13 protein-coding genes are annotated in these 13639 nt (G+C 47.3%); 11 read left to right on the forward strand and 2 right to left on the reverse strand.

Features of this window, described 5'->3' with window-relative positions; all coding sequences use genetic code 11:
• Window positions 1-47: 47 nt before the first annotated feature.
• The 6 genes from ACFQO0_RS12385 (at window position 48) to ACFQO0_RS12410 (ending at window position 6601) form a co-directional block, all read left to right on the forward strand.
• Window positions 48-764, forward strand: a complete 717-nt coding sequence (locus ACFQO0_RS12385) for a TnsA endonuclease N-terminal domain-containing protein (protein ID WP_012080882.1) — start codon at window positions 48-50, stop codon at window positions 762-764.
• Entirely contained in the window at window positions 755-2791 is a 2037-nt protein-coding gene (locus ACFQO0_RS12390; RefSeq protein WP_041296666.1) for a Mu transposase C-terminal domain-containing protein, read from the forward strand. Before ACFQO0_RS12385 ends, ACFQO0_RS12390 begins: the two co-directional genes overlap by 10 nt.
• The gene (locus ACFQO0_RS12395; protein WP_012080884.1) at window positions 2788-3846 is read left to right on the forward strand and encodes a TniB family NTP-binding protein; all 1059 of its coding nucleotides are present in this window, start codon (window positions 2788-2790) and stop codon (window positions 3844-3846) included. Before ACFQO0_RS12390 ends, ACFQO0_RS12395 begins: the two co-directional genes overlap by 4 nt.
• A complete protein-coding gene (locus ACFQO0_RS12400) occupies window positions 3843-5000 on the forward strand; it encodes a TniQ family protein (RefSeq protein ID WP_012080885.1) in 1158 nt (385 codons plus the stop codon). The genes ACFQO0_RS12395 and ACFQO0_RS12400 overlap by 4 nt, the downstream gene beginning before the upstream one ends.
• 5 nt (window positions 5001-5005) lie before the next feature.
• On the forward strand, window positions 5006-5788 hold the full coding sequence (locus ACFQO0_RS12405; protein ID WP_012080886.1) for a metallophosphoesterase family protein: 783 nt from the start codon (window positions 5006-5008) through the stop codon (window positions 5786-5788).
• 237 nt (window positions 5789-6025) lie between these two features.
• Window positions 6026-6601 carry an exonuclease domain-containing protein gene (locus ACFQO0_RS12410; protein WP_382235060.1) on the forward strand — a complete coding sequence of 192 codons (576 nt, stop codon included), beginning with the start codon at window positions 6026-6028 and terminating at the stop codon, window positions 6599-6601.
• A 114-nt stretch (window positions 6602-6715) separates the two neighbouring features.
• Here the strand turns inward: ACFQO0_RS12410 and ACFQO0_RS12415 are convergent, their stop codons facing one another.
• On the reverse strand, window positions 6716-7876 hold the full coding sequence (locus tag ACFQO0_RS12415) for an IS30-like element ISHar4 family transposase (protein WP_011872570.1): 1161 nt from the start codon (window positions 7874-7876) through the stop codon (window positions 6716-6718).
• A 679-nt stretch (window positions 7877-8555) separates the two neighbouring features.
• Here ACFQO0_RS12415 and phnC point away from each other — a divergent pair.
• Genes phnC through ACFQO0_RS12440 form a run of 5 tightly spaced genes read left to right on the forward strand, consistent with a single transcriptional unit; the run spans window position 8556 to window position 12902 of the window.
• Window positions 8556-9344 carry a phosphonate ABC transporter ATP-binding protein gene (gene phnC, locus ACFQO0_RS12420; RefSeq protein ID WP_011872571.1) on the forward strand — a complete coding sequence of 263 codons (789 nt, stop codon included), beginning with the start codon at window positions 8556-8558 and terminating at the stop codon, window positions 9342-9344.
• A 9-nt stretch (window positions 9345-9353) separates the two neighbouring features.
• Entirely contained in the window at window positions 9354-10214 is an 861-nt protein-coding gene (gene phnD / locus ACFQO0_RS12425) for a phosphate/phosphite/phosphonate ABC transporter substrate-binding protein (RefSeq protein WP_011872572.1), read from the forward strand.
• Window positions 10215-10231: 17 nt separating this feature from the next.
• Complete coding sequence (gene phnE / locus ACFQO0_RS12430) at window positions 10232-11029, forward strand: phosphonate ABC transporter, permease protein PhnE (RefSeq protein WP_011872573.1); 798 nt, start codon at window positions 10232-10234, stop codon at window positions 11027-11029.
• An 8-nt stretch (window positions 11030-11037) separates the two neighbouring features.
• Entirely contained in the window at window positions 11038-12048 is a 1011-nt protein-coding gene (locus ACFQO0_RS12435) for a phosphonate dehydrogenase (RefSeq protein WP_011872574.1), read from the forward strand.
• Complete coding sequence (locus tag ACFQO0_RS12440; protein ID WP_011872575.1) at window positions 12045-12902, forward strand: LysR family transcriptional regulator; 858 nt, start codon at window positions 12045-12047, stop codon at window positions 12900-12902. Before ACFQO0_RS12435 ends, ACFQO0_RS12440 begins: the two co-directional genes overlap by 4 nt.
• A gap of 450 nt (window positions 12903-13352) precedes the next feature.
• On the opposite strand, the gene ACFQO0_RS12445 is transcribed toward ACFQO0_RS12440, so the two are convergent.
• Window positions 13353-13639: IS30 family transposase (locus tag ACFQO0_RS12445; protein WP_382235064.1), on the reverse strand; the 287-nt coding region annotated here is incomplete at its 5' end.

Here is a 13639-nt window from a genome sequence, read left to right on the forward strand (position 1 = left end):
GTCTAAAAAATCTACTTTATACAGGGAAGATTGGCGTGTGACATCGTATGTCCACAACACAAACAACTGCGTTCATCGCGCAACATCTCACCATCGAGTGGGCGAAACCAGGTCAACGTGCACGCAAAATCGTCCGTCGATCAAATTTGCGTGTAACCGGCAAGTTTCCATCATTCCGGAACAATACTTCGGTCCACTGGGAATCGTTTAACGAAAGAGACTGCGTTATTCGGTTAGATGCTAATCCTCGCATCGTTAGTTTCAAAGAACAACCAGCCACGCTCACATACTTCCTTAACGGAAAAACATACAAACATTTTCCCGACCTATTCGTCGTAGGTAACGGTCGCGCAGCATTTATTGAAGTTAAATCCCATACAGATCCTGATCTCTGTGAGGCGATAGAGCGTGGCGATGCAATACGGCCAGTCTTGCTTATGCAAGGCTTCGATTATTTCGTCGTAACTGATTTGGAAATCCGTCAGGAACCACAGTTCTCCGATGCCAAGATTCTCTTGCGATTAGGGCGCAATCCAGTATCCGACATTAGAAAAGAACAGCTGCGCCGCTTTTTCTTACGCAAGCCACCACAATGGCGAGATATCGTGTCCGGCACTTTTGGTGAGAATGCAGTATTCGACGTCTGTCGGCTTCTTCTCGAAGGCTATTTTTCGTATGACCGGCGCTACGCGTTGTCAGCCACTTCAGTCATCAGTACAACTCCATCTGCGTCAACATCAGAGGAGAATTCCTCATGGCTATAGCATTTTTTCTGCCCAATGCAATCGTGAACAGAAGCGGCGAACGATTTAAATTGGTCAAGCAGTTTGCTGACGGTATTTGGAAAATGGATAACGTGTTCACCGGTCGCAGCATAGAAGCCTGCGAAAGCGATCTCCATTCAGAGTTAAGCAAAGGAAATTTATACTTCCCTGACGCAATGGAAATTGCGGATTCAATGCAGGCTACAAAACTCGGAAAACAATTCGATGTTTGGAGTTCAGCGTCAGAGTCAGACCGTGCAGAAGCTCGACGCCGGTTTGCCTACGTCAATGCTGCGATCGGGGGACCAAAATCGGCTACAGCACTGCAAAACTGCAGCGATCAAGTAAGTGCAGAGCTCGATGATCGCACGCCCCCGTCTATTACAACGTTTAAGGCATGGATCAGTCGATATCAAAACGGGCGAAATGATATAGCGTCCTTGCTTCCCAAAACGAAAAGAAGAGGTAACCGAACTAGACGATATCACGATGAACTTGAAGAAATAGTTGATCGGTCGCTTGAGACCATGTATTTGACACAGCAACGACTCAGTATGTGTGATGCCCGCTTGCATGCGGCAACACACATCGCTGCTCATAATAAATCGACGCCGGCAAACGAAAATAAATTCACTATGCCAAGCATCGAATACTTTTGGCGCCGCTTGAGATCGACGTATAGCGAGTTCGACATATGTTGCGCTCGATTCGGTCAGACGTACGCTGCGAGAAGATATGAAACTGTCCAAGGATTTTCTCGAGGAGAGCGACCACTCGATCGAGTGGAAATCGATCACACCGTGATCGATTTGACTGTTGTGGATGGGCGAAGCGGTCTGCCTTTGGGACGGCCTTATTTGACTATAGCCATTGATGACGATACCCGATGCATTTTGGGATATTACCTTTCGTTCGAACCGCCTAGTTATTTGTCAGTTTCGTATTGCCTTCGCCACGCCATACTTTCTAAGTCCTACATCAAAGAGATGTATCCCAATATCAAAAATACCTGGGATTGCTACGGCGTGTTCACCAATCTGGTTGTCGACAACGGATCAGATTTTCACAGCATCGCGTTGGAAGATCTTGCGAAGCGATTTGGAACAACAATCCAGTATTGTCCGCGTGCGAAACCTCGTTACAAGGGAAAGATTGAGCGACTCTACGGGACAATGAATCGCGGGCTTTTTCATACCCTTCCAGGAACGACATTTTCTAACATCGTGGAAAAAGATGAATACGACTCGCTTGGCAATGCGGTTATATCGCTAGAAAAACTCCATGAAATTGTCCATATCTGGATCGTCGACCTCTATCATCAGAAAAAACAAACTGCGATTGGTGAACCGCCAGCAAGCAGATGGCGCAAACATATTACTGGAATGCCGATTCCAGTTCCCGCCTGCGTAACCGATCTCGACGCCACTCTTGCGGTTCCATTCGAGCGAACGCTAACTCGGAATGGAATCGAACACCTGACGCTTGAATATAACAGCGATGAATGCGGGCTTTATCTTGCGCGCATGAAGGGTTCTACCAAAGTGAAATGCAGATACAACCCAAATGACCTCGGCCATATATACATAGAGGAACACGACACAGGTCACGTTTTTAAGGTACCTGCGAAAGTGAAGTGGCATGAGTATGCCAACGGCCTTTCACGCTGGCAGCATCAGCTTTGCCAAAGATTCGCTGCCAAGAATCTTGAAAAAGAAGATATTTTTGCTTTGGCTGAAGCCAAAGAGAAAATCGCTCAAATTGTAGAAGAGGAAATTTTTACTCAAAAGAAACGTACTCGGGCGCGTGTGGCGAGATATCAAGGCGAAACAGCACGCAGTGCGAAAGCGAAGCGGGATCTCGATGGGCTGTCAGAAGCCAGCGAAAAGCGAAGCAATACTTCAGATCAAGCGACGGACGATCATATATATCCGTTCGACACATCCTCAGAAGAATCCGATCGTTGGTTTCCATCCATCACAAACGCTCACGAAGAAAATGTGGAATTTTTTCCAAGAGGAAGAAAATGAAAAACACTGTCAAAAACCAGGTTAAAAGCATGCCAGATACTCCCATTGATTACACAACTCTATACGCGAAGCTCGACAGCTATGTTTATATGCATACTCATTTCCGACATGCTCTCGCGAGAATAGACGCCCTTATCGCAAGAGCCAAACGATATGCGGATCCTGAGATCGCTATTCTTCTTGGTGAATCACGGTGCGGGAAAAGCAGACTGCTCGACATCGTTGAACAAAAATGGCCACCTCATAGAACGGCTGAAAAAACGCATGTACCAGTTTTGAGCATTAGGATCACAAGTAAGCCGACCGTAAAAGGATTATTGACTCAACTAATAGCAAAACTCGGTGCCCCTTCCGCAATTCGTTATAAGACCGAGCAGCAACAAATGCAGGCACTGATCAATCTCTTAAAGCGATGTGAAGTACGTGCTTTGATGCTGGATGAGTTTCAGCATTTTTTGTCTGATCGAGGCCAAGTTAACTATTCTGTCGCCGACTTATTCAAGTACCTTTCAGATGAGGCTCAGATAAGCATCATTTTTGCAGGATTGCCTGAGGCTAAAGGTGTAATTGACGCTAATGAACAACTCGCAGGACGAGCAAGTGCAGCGTTGCGTTTGCGGAGATTTAATTGGGGGACAGCTTCTGGGCGCGATGAGTTCAAGCAAATGCTTGTGGGATGCGCTCGAGCGTTCGAACCAATTGCACTCCCAGACTTATCCAGTGATGAGCTCGCCTTTCGCTGGTACTGCGCTAGTGGCGGCGTCATCGGTCTAGTTCTAAAAATTTTTAAAGAATGTTTGAATACAGCAGCGCAAAAAAATTATAGCGCTTTAACCTTAGAAGACTTCGACGAGGCTCATCGCAACGCACATTACGAGCAGGCAGAAAACGGATTTCGTCCCTTCAGTAAAGATTTTAATCCAACGCCGTCTCGCGACTCGATGTCTCGTGCAAAGAATGTCGGCAAACCTATCGAGCCAGTTAAGCAGAAACGTAATCGAGCTAGTTCAAAGCCAAAAGAGTCGAGTCCATTCACCCAAGGTTCCGTTATATGAGCGAGATATTCTTGGAAAGACCGAATCCATTTCCTCGTGAAAGTGCATTGGGCTGGGCATTGCGCGCTGCAGAATTAAATGCGCTACCAGATGCATTAAAACTGGCTACCTTGTGTAAGAACTTTCATGCGACTACTTCTCTTGTCAATTTCAATCCTGGTGAACTGGCTAGTTGGTTCGATAAAGCTCCATCCATACTAGGATTTATGTCTTATCGCTCGCTCACCAAAACCAGCCCCCCTATGTTTAGGACGCAACCAGTTGCGCCTAAGATGTTGAATCTGCGAACTCCGAGAATCTGTCCTTCATGTGTTGAGGAAAATGGGTACATACATGCATTTTGGGATTTAGATCTGGTTAGCATCTGCCCAACCCACCGCATTGCGTTGGTCACTCGTTGTTCCGCATGCAATAAACATTTAAGCTGGAAGCGACCCGGCCTTCTCATCTGCAGCTGTGGCGCGAAAATAAAACAAGATGGTGTTCAAGCTAGCAAATCGTTAGTTACTTTACACCAGCAACTAGAGATAACTGCGTATTCCAAACAAACCAAGGCTTTGAATCAACTCCATATCGGAAATACTGCATTCAAATATATCTCTCTAAGATTTTTGATCAAGTTTATCGAAACCACTGCACGTATCCATATTCCAAAGGGACGCTCGCGAATGGCTATTTCCTTATTAGACAAAATTCAAATTTTAGAAAAGTCGGCTGAGTTGCTTTCCGATTGGCCGATCAACTTCTGCAAGTTTTTAGCATTATTGAATCAGGAGCCATATCCCGAATCTAAGGGCATTAAAATTTTTGAGAAGAGGTTTCTCCATCATTACATCGAAAAATTATTTGTCGCAGCCGAAGACTATGTTGAAGGCGCAGAGATTCTTGACCTATTGTTTAATCAAGTGCTCACGTATCCCAACAGTGGTATGTATAGAGAACTTACCGTTTTCAATATTTTTCAATCGAAAACACTAGATAGAACCTATTGTTCAAGTTCGAATGTTAAGGAACTATCGACTTCGACCATAGAAAACTTGAAAAGAGATTTTAGTTTTAATAGCCTGAGAATTAGCGCGTCAGAAAATTACCTAAACCATGGCGTAAGAAATCAATCTTTTAATGAGTATTTGATCGCTAGGGGAACGGACTAATTTTTATGCGCCTTCTAATTCTTTCTGACCTTCACCACGAACTTTGGCGTGATAAGGCTCCACGTTTCGACATTTCAATCAGCCGGCCAGATATTGTCATTCTCGCTGGAGATATCGATACCGGCGCGAAGGCTGTTGCATGGGCTACAAAGGCTTTTCCCGCATTACCAGTTCTGTATGTGCATGGAAATCACGAGTGTTACGGAAAAAATATCGAAGATACACAATATGAAATACAAGAAGCATGCCTTGCATCGACGAACATTCACTTTTTAAACTGTAATGAGTTCATATTTAATAACGTTCGTTTTTTAGGTGCGACGATGTGGACTGATTTTCGTCTATTTGGCGATGATGATCGGCAAGCAGCTATGCGAGAAGCAGAAGCCGTGATGGTGGACTATAAGAGAATTAGATTAGCCACGAAGGGATATCGCAAACTGCGAGCTGGAGATACAGCTCAATTTCATTCGATTCAAAAATCTTGGCTTAATGCCAAAATATCGGAGCCATTTTCGGGAAAAACAGTTGTCATCACTCACATGGCACCATCTATTTTATCCGTATCAGATAGATATTCTGCCGACCCAATATCAGCAAGCTATGCATCTCGTTTAGATGAGATCGTCAGCCTAAGTGACATTTGGATTCACGGTCACACGCACGAATCGTTTGATTATCAAATCGGGAAATGTCGAGTACTTTGCAATCCTTGCGGCTATATGACGCGCGTCGGCGAAATTGAAAACGACAATTTCAATCCAAATTTAATTATAGAAATTAGTTAATCGGAAGAAATGCATTCAGTCCTTTGGATACATCCTTAAAGACACTGATTGAGTATTCGCATTGAAGCTGCCACTGGTTAGTGGCGCGGCTTACCCCCCGTTCGCATTCCAGTTTTCCACAGGTTGCGTTGGACATCCGCTATCGGCCCAAAGCGGACATCTGTCACATGCAACGTTGAACGCACAAGAAATGTTCTAATGCGTAACCGATAAGCTATTTAAGCGATAGCTCCGACTGTGAATGCTGCAGGATTTTCATTACAAAATCACCGACATAGCTACCTACCTAGCATCATGCTTATATTCCTCGATACAGAGTTCACAGGGCTAGACCAGCGCAAGCCTGATTTAATTTCAATTGGCCTAGTTGATGAGACGGGTCAGGAATTTTACGCGGAGCTTCCAGAAGTGCATTGGACGGTTCAATGCAACGAGTGGGTCCATTTCAATGTCTTGCCGCATCTTCACGGCAGCGACGATTACGTGCAAAACGAGGCGTTGATCAGCGAATCTTTAGTGGCTTGGATTGAAAACATTAGTGATAAAGCAATAATAGTTACCGATTGTATAGACGCCGACTTTACCCAATTAAAAAGACTGCTACAGAAATGGCCCAACAATCTAGATGTCCGTCCAATTCAGTTTACAGCGTGGTCAATGGGGGAGGATAAACAACCGACATTGCAAACGTTAATGAACAATTACTACGGACCAGGGCGGCCACGTCACCACGCGCTACATGACGCTCATGCCCTAAGACTGGCTGCATTGTATGCGGTAAAAAACGGCTGGCAACCTGAAAATCTTGATTGAATTGAGTATATGCAGCAAGGTTGCACTTTATCGCATCGCAAAGTTCCCACCCGTTCGCGTGCAAAATATTGTCAGTAGCGCAAATTAGTTGAGTGTCCGCTCCCGACGGCGGTTTCAACCGGTGGATGCAACAGATTGATAAAACCGTTGAGCCGGTGTTTCGTAGTTTAGTGTTTTTCTTGGTCGTTCATTCAATCGTCTTGCTACAGCATTGAGTTGTGCCTGCGAATAGCCAGAGAGATTCAACCCTTTAGGGAAGTACTGCCGTAACAGTCCGTTGGTATTTTCGTTTGATCCTCGTTGCCACGGGCTTCTTGGATCACAGAAATAGACCTGGATATCAGTCGCTAGTGTGAAGCGCTTGTGGTCAGCGAGTTCTTTGCCACGATCCCATGTCAGTGACTTATACAGTTCTTGCGGTAGTTTCCCTGCATGCTTGATGAGCGCATTGACCACCGTCTGCGTATCTTTCCTATCGATCTTCACCAGCATGACATAGCGCGTATGGCGCTCCACTAGCGTCGCAATCTGACTGTTCGCACTTCCGCATAGCAAATCGCCTTCCCAGTGACCCGGCACAGCACGATCTTCCACCATCGCAGGCCGCTCGCTGATCGATACGGCATCGCTGATCTTGCCGTGATTGTCTGTCTTCTGGGTGTGATGAAGGGAGCGAGGCATGACTCGAGTGCGTCTCAGGTGCTCTGTCAGTTCCTTCTTCAAGGCACCGCGTGTCTGTATGAATAAGGTTCTGTAGATGGTTTCGTGAGACACCTGAAACTCCTCATCATCGGGATGGATGTGTTTGAGCCAGCCGGCCACTTGCTGTGGAGACCATTGCTGGCGCAGCTTGTCGGCAACCATACTGGCTAGCGGTCGATTCTGCAGGAGCTTACAAGGTTTAGGGCGATGCGCTCGTTCCCACGTGGCCTTGTCTGCATCAGCTGCTCGGTAGCTTTCAACACCGCCGTTGCGGTTGAGTTCGCGACTGATTGTCGATGGTGATCTGCCTATACTTCTGGCGATGGTATGCATAGAGTGACCTGCAACGATGGATCGAGAGATCTCTTCGCGTTCAGCTAGCGTTAGTGATCTTATAGAGCGGGTACGGTGCGGCGGCTTGATGCCGCCACTTTCTGCAAGTATCCGCTGCACGGAGGAATGATTGCGGTCAAAGAGCTGTGCGATCTGCTGAAGAGATTCTCCCTTCTTCCAGCGTTCCCACATTACAGCCTTCTGACTATCGGTATAGATGATCCTTGTGCGACGCTCCATGACACACTCCCGCTATCTGCATAGCCTTTAGTGTGTTGCATCCACCGGTTGAAACCGCCGCCAAAAGCGGACGGTTAATGATGCCGGCCGTCAGCGCCAGTATATCGCCTCGAAAGAGCCGTGAAATAAGAAACGTGGTCGCGGACACGAAAAAATCGCGAAACTTAGCATGGCGCGGAAAAGAATGCGTACTACGCCGCCGGTCACTCGGAATTTGATTTCTTCCGCATTTCCTTAGCCATAGGCAGTAAACGCGGTAGGTAAATATACCGCTCATCAAACATGCTTGTGAAAGATAGAGGCCACGCCACTTCCAACGTGGCCTCTATCAATTTGGCCCTGAGAAATTGAACCAATTAAATAATTAAAAAATATTTACTCGCTAATCCCAGCAACATTTCATTCAAGCGCACAACAAATCCGGCGGGATCTTTGAGTTTGCCAACCGTCAGCTATGGTAAGAGCAGTGTCTTTAAACTTTCATACCTGATATCCATACAACTCTATATACGCGCGAAAGTTTGGCTGCAAAACTATGCTCAGTCAGTCGCTATGCATTTCATATAGGCACGCAATTTCTGTAATGAACTCGTAACAATCGAGCATTAACATTGCCTCATTCGAATTCGTAATCAATCAACTTGATTGATTACAAATAGAAATCAGAGGGGTGCAAGCCATGATTCAACTTAATGATGTATCGGTACGCTACGGCGATACCTATGCTTTACGTTCTACCTCGCTCAAACTCCACAAGGGACAGTTCACCGTTCTCCTTGGGGCGTCTGGCGCGGGCAAGTCGACGCTGCTTCGATGCATCAACATGATGTGCCAACCCAGCGCTGGCACGATTGATGTCGTTGGATTGGGGCTGTTGCAAAACAGACGTGTATTGCAGGCACATCGTCGTCAGACCGGTATGGTCTTTCAACAGCATCAACTCATCGCTCGTCGCACTGCTTTGCAGAACGTGCTGATGGGCCGCCTAGGTTATCACACCACACTTCGCAGTCTTTTCCCTTTATCGCAAGAAGAACAACGAATCGGATTGCGAGCGCTGGATCGTGTCGGTCTATTGCATAAAGCACTTACGCGTGTCGATCAATTAAGCGGCGGGCAACAACAGCGCGTTGGGATTGCCAGGGCATTGACGCAGCAACCAAAACTGATACTCGCCGACGAACCCGTCGCCAGTCTTGACCCGGCAACCTCAGAGAAGGTGCTGGAAATCCTTCGTCAAATCTGCAAAGAAGATGGCATCTCTGCAGTGGTCAGTCTCCATCAAGTCGATCTTGCACTCAAATATTCAGACCGAATCGTTGGACTTGCCCACGGCAAGGTGATGTTCGACGCGGTTCCGACCGATTTGAATGAGAACGTGTTGGCAGCACTGTATGACGCCAAACCATCTACCGTTTCGGAAGTACCGACCATGCCGTTCGCTTCAATCTTAAACTTATCAATGTAAGGAATGACAATGAAATCAATATTTACGGCTTTGCTGCTCTCGGCAATCACGTTGTTGAGCGGTGCCGCGACTGCGGCTCCCAATCCTGATCCAGAGACCTTAAAGGTAGCTTTGCTGCCGGATGAAAACGCATCTACTGTCATCAAAAACAATAAGCCTTTGGAGTTGTATCTTGAAAAGGCACTAGGCAAGAAAATCGAGTTGATTGTAACGACTGATTATTCTTCGATGATAGAAGCTATGCGTCACGGTCGTATCGACCTGGCTTACTTCGGCCCCTTGTCTTATGTGCTGGCACGTCAGAAAAGCGAGATTGAACCTTTTGCTGCGATCAAGCAAAAAGGCAGCACAACCTATCAGGCTGTGTTGATCGTCAATACTGGCGCCGGTATCAACAGTATTGCGGATATTGCCAACAAGGACGTGGCCTATGGTGACAAAGCTTCGACATCAAGTCACTTGATTCCGAAGTCCATGCTTGCTGAAGGTGGGCTTTTGGCCGGCACACAATATCGCGAACATTTTGTCGGTGCGCACGACGCCGTGGCGTTGGCAGTGCAAAACGGTCATGCCCAGGCAGGTGGTCTCAGCAAACCGATTTTCGAGGTGTTGGTTCAACGCGGCATGATTGATCCCAACAAGGTCAAGGTACTCGCGGAATCCAAGCCATTTCCACAATATCCGTGGACGATGCGTTCCAATTTGAAGCCTGAATTGAAAGCCAAAATTCGCACGGTGTTTCTTGAGATGAAAGATCCGGAAGTGTTGAAGCCTTTCAAAGCTGAAGGCTTTGGCCCGGCGTCTGACAAGGACTACGACGTCGTTCGCAACCTAGGCAGTCTGCTCAAACTAGACCTCTCAAAGTTTTAATCATTTGAAAGCACTCAATGCAAGCTGAATTCAACGTTGTGCTGGCGCAGCATCGACAGGGCTGGAATCGCTCATTCATATTTGTCGCGGCTACTTTTGCAATCATCTTTTTTTGCTGGTACTACGTTGATTTATTCAACTCCGAACGTTTGGGTGAGGGCATTCCCAGCCTGATCAGTCTGATGGGAGAAATGTTTCCCCCAAACTTCGCGCAGCTGCGTAGCTGGATCAGTCCATTAGCGGATACGCTTGCCATGAGTGTCGCCGGTACGTCAATCGCAGTGCTGCTATCTCTTCCATTGGGCTTTCTTGCAGCGCACAATACTACCCCTCATCCGCTGGTGTACCACTTTGCACGGACCTTGCTGAATGGACTGCGCTCAATTCCAGAGCTGATCATGGGAATTATTTTTGTCGCGGCAGTCGGTTTTGGTGCCTTGCCTGGCGTATTGGCCTTGGCGCTGCATTCAGTTGGCATGATCGCAAAATTCTTTGCCGAGGCAATCGAACATACCGATCAGGCACCAATTGAAGCCGCTCGAGCGGCAGGCTGCAGTCCGCTTCAAGTAATCTTCCATGGCGTTCTACCGCAGGTACTCCCGCAAATGGCTGATACCGCCATCTATCGCTGGGAATATAACTTCCGCGCTTCGACGGTAATGGGGATGGTTGGAGCAGGCGGCATCGGGTTTGAACTGATGGGTTCATTGCGCATCATGCAGTATCAGGAAGTATCGGCCATTCTTATCGTCATTCTAGCCATGGTGACGCTGGTCGATGGATTCAGCGGTTTTCTTCGTAAACACTTCAAATAACTTTAAACATGAAACCTAAAATTGTAATCACGCATTGGGTACACCCTGAAATCGTCGAAATGCTGTCGTCTGTTGCGGAAGTCGTGACTAACGACACGCTTGAAACATTACCGCGCGAAGAATTGCTGCGTCGATCAAAGGATGCAGATGCCGTCATGGCATTCATGCCTGACAGTGTTGACGACAGCTTCCTCGCCGCTTGTCCGAAATTGAAGATCGTTTTTGCAGCGCTGAAAGGCTATGACAATTTCGATGTCGATGCATGTACAAAGCGCGGTGTCTGGTTCGGTATCGTGCCGGACTTGTTGACGGTGCCAACCGCAGAGTTAACCGTAGGCCTTTTGCTTGGATTAACGCGCCATGTCATGGCTGGTGACGATCATGTCCGAAGCGGGACGTTTCATGGCTGGCGACCGAAGCTTTATGGTGCTGGCCTGGCTGGCAGCACCATAGGAATAATCGGAATGGGACGCGTAGGAAAGGCCATTGCCAAACGACTGTCCGGATTTGAAATGAACGCCGTTTACTGCGACAGCGTTCCGCTCAATCCTGTCGATGAACAAGCATGGAATGCACGGCAAGTATCATTCGATGAATTGCTGACTTGCAGTGATTTTGTTGTTCCCATGCTTCCCATGACGTCTGACACTTTCCATTTGATCGATGCTCATGCAATTTCTAAAATGAGGCGTGGAAGCTATCTTCTTAATACATCGCGTGGCTCCGTTGTTGATGAAAATGCGGTGGTAGAGGCTTTGAACCAAGGTCATTTGGCAGGATATGCTGCCGATGTATTTGAAATGGAAGAATGGGCACGCCCAGACCGCCCATTGACGGTGCCACAAGCCTTGCTCAACAATCGGACGCAAACACTTTTTACCCCTCATGTGGGCTCTGGCGTAAAAAAAGTACGGCTGGAAATCGAGCGATATTCTGCTCACAGCATTCTGCAGGCTCTTGCCGGGCAACGGCCTGACGGTGCTCTCAATGAACCACTTAAGGCATCAGTCGCGGCGTGATCGATTTAGAAAAGCTGGAGACATTCCTGACAGTCGCGAAGCATGGCGGATTTCGCGGAGCCGCCATGCATCGTGGACTTTCACAATCGACATTAACGCAACATATCAAACAGCTGGAGCGATCTTTAAATGCCGTATTGATAGACAGAAGCAATGCCGTAAGCAAACTCACAACCGAGGGGCAAGCGTTACTGCCTTACGCGCAGATGCTGATCGATATTTCTAAAAAGGCCAGCGATCTGTTCCGCAGGTCATCGCTGACAATCGGAGCAAGCTCTAACGTCGGAATTTATTTGTTACAGCCCTATTTGAAGGAATTTCAGCGGCGTTCCGGTGTCAAGCTGGATATTGTCATTGCCGACAACACAAGTATTGCTGATAAATTGCAAAGACTGGAGATTGACGTCGCCGTCATGGAATGGTGGGACAGCCGGTCGGGATTTACTGCAAGCATTTGGCGGTCCGAAGAACTGGTGTTGATCGTTCCCACATCCCATCCGTGGGCAGGCCGATCTACTATCCAACTCGAAGAGTTGGATGGCATTGAACTGATCGGTGGAGAGAAAGGGACGGGAACCGGCCGCATCATTGAGAGAATGTTGGGTGCTAGAGATTTGCGTATTAATGTAGCGATGCAACTTGGCAGTACCGAAGCCGTAAAACATGCGGTTAAGGCAGGTCTTGGCGTCTCAGTGGTATTGGCGGGTGCAGTCACGGATGAAGTTTTGAGTCGCCAGTTTAATGTCTTGCGTATCGACGGAGACACTCTACAAAAAGATATTTACGTCATACATCGCAATTGCACTTCGGCTGATTCCGTCGAAAGCAAATTCGTAGACTTCCTGCGACAGTAGCAGTGCGCTTTGCGAAGCATAAGCCGCGCAGCATTTTGATATCCTCTTCTGAAAAAATTCAGTCCACGTTATTGCTAGGGAGACACGGATTTAATCACTGAGTCTCCCAACCGATTTGCACGCGTAAATGTAGTATCAAAATAATCATCAAGATTGCCCTGAAATGATGCCCACGCCGCGAGCCGAGCCAGCTTTTCGTAAGCCGAATACTGGAAGAAGAAAAAACGCACGCGCCGCTAGATCTTCCCAGGGAAGATGTAACAGGTGGTGCCGTTCGCGGGCTGCTCCAATACAAGGGCAATTACGGGCAGTCCATTGAAATACTATAGTGCGATAGTGGCGATATCGACATCCAATCAAGTTTATAAATACACCCAACTCAGAGATATGAACTTCCATAGAATTTATAGAAAAATATTTATTCTTCAACGTCCACTTTGGGTGGCGGTTTCAACCGGTGGATGCAACAGATTGATAAAACCGTTGAGCCGGCGTTTCGTAGTTTAAAGTTTTTCTCGGTCGTTCATTGAGTTGTCTGGCAACAGCATTCAATTGAGCCTGCGAGTAACCCGAGATGTCCATTCCTTTCGGGAAGTACTGGCGCAGCAGGCCGTTGGTATTTTCGTTTGAGCCGCGCTGCCACGGGCTTCGTGGATCGCAGAAATACACCTGGATATCTGTAGCCAGTGTGAAGCGCTTGTGGTCAGCTAGTTCTTTGCCGCGATCCCATGTCAGCG

It is taken from the genome of Herminiimonas aquatilis (assembly GCF_042665175.1).
GTDB classification, from domain to species: Bacteria; Pseudomonadota; Gammaproteobacteria; order Burkholderiales; family Burkholderiaceae_D; genus Oxalicibacterium; species Oxalicibacterium aquatilis.

Excerpts from the sequence above, each read along its gene's own strand:
- ACFQO0_RS12385 (WP_012080882.1), top strand. The coding sequence starts at position 48 with ATGTCCACAACACAAACAACTGCGTTCATCGCGCAACATCTCACCATC.
- ACFQO0_RS12390 (WP_041296666.1), top strand. The coding sequence starts at position 755 with ATGGCTATAGCATTTTTTCTGCCCAATGCAATCGTGAACAGAAGCGGC.
- ACFQO0_RS12395 (WP_012080884.1), top strand. The coding sequence starts at position 2,788 with ATGAAAAACACTGTCAAAAACCAGGTTAAAAGCATGCCAGATACTCCC.
- ACFQO0_RS12400 (WP_012080885.1), top strand. The coding sequence starts at position 3,843 with ATGAGCGAGATATTCTTGGAAAGACCGAATCCATTTCCTCGTGAAAGT.
- ACFQO0_RS12405 (WP_012080886.1), top strand. The coding sequence starts at position 5,006 with ATGCGCCTTCTAATTCTTTCTGACCTTCACCACGAACTTTGGCGTGAT.
- ACFQO0_RS12415 (WP_011872570.1), bottom strand. The coding sequence starts at position 7,876 with ATGGAGCGTCGCACAAGGATCATCTATACCGATAGTCAGAAGGCTGTA.
- phnC (WP_011872571.1), top strand. The coding sequence starts at position 8,556 with ATGATTCAACTTAATGATGTATCGGTACGCTACGGCGATACCTATGCT.
- phnD (WP_011872572.1), top strand. The coding sequence starts at position 9,354 with ATGAAATCAATATTTACGGCTTTGCTGCTCTCGGCAATCACGTTGTTG.
- phnE (WP_011872573.1), top strand. The coding sequence starts at position 10,232 with ATGCAAGCTGAATTCAACGTTGTGCTGGCGCAGCATCGACAGGGCTGG.
- ACFQO0_RS12435 (WP_011872574.1), top strand. The coding sequence starts at position 11,038 with ATGAAACCTAAAATTGTAATCACGCATTGGGTACACCCTGAAATCGTC.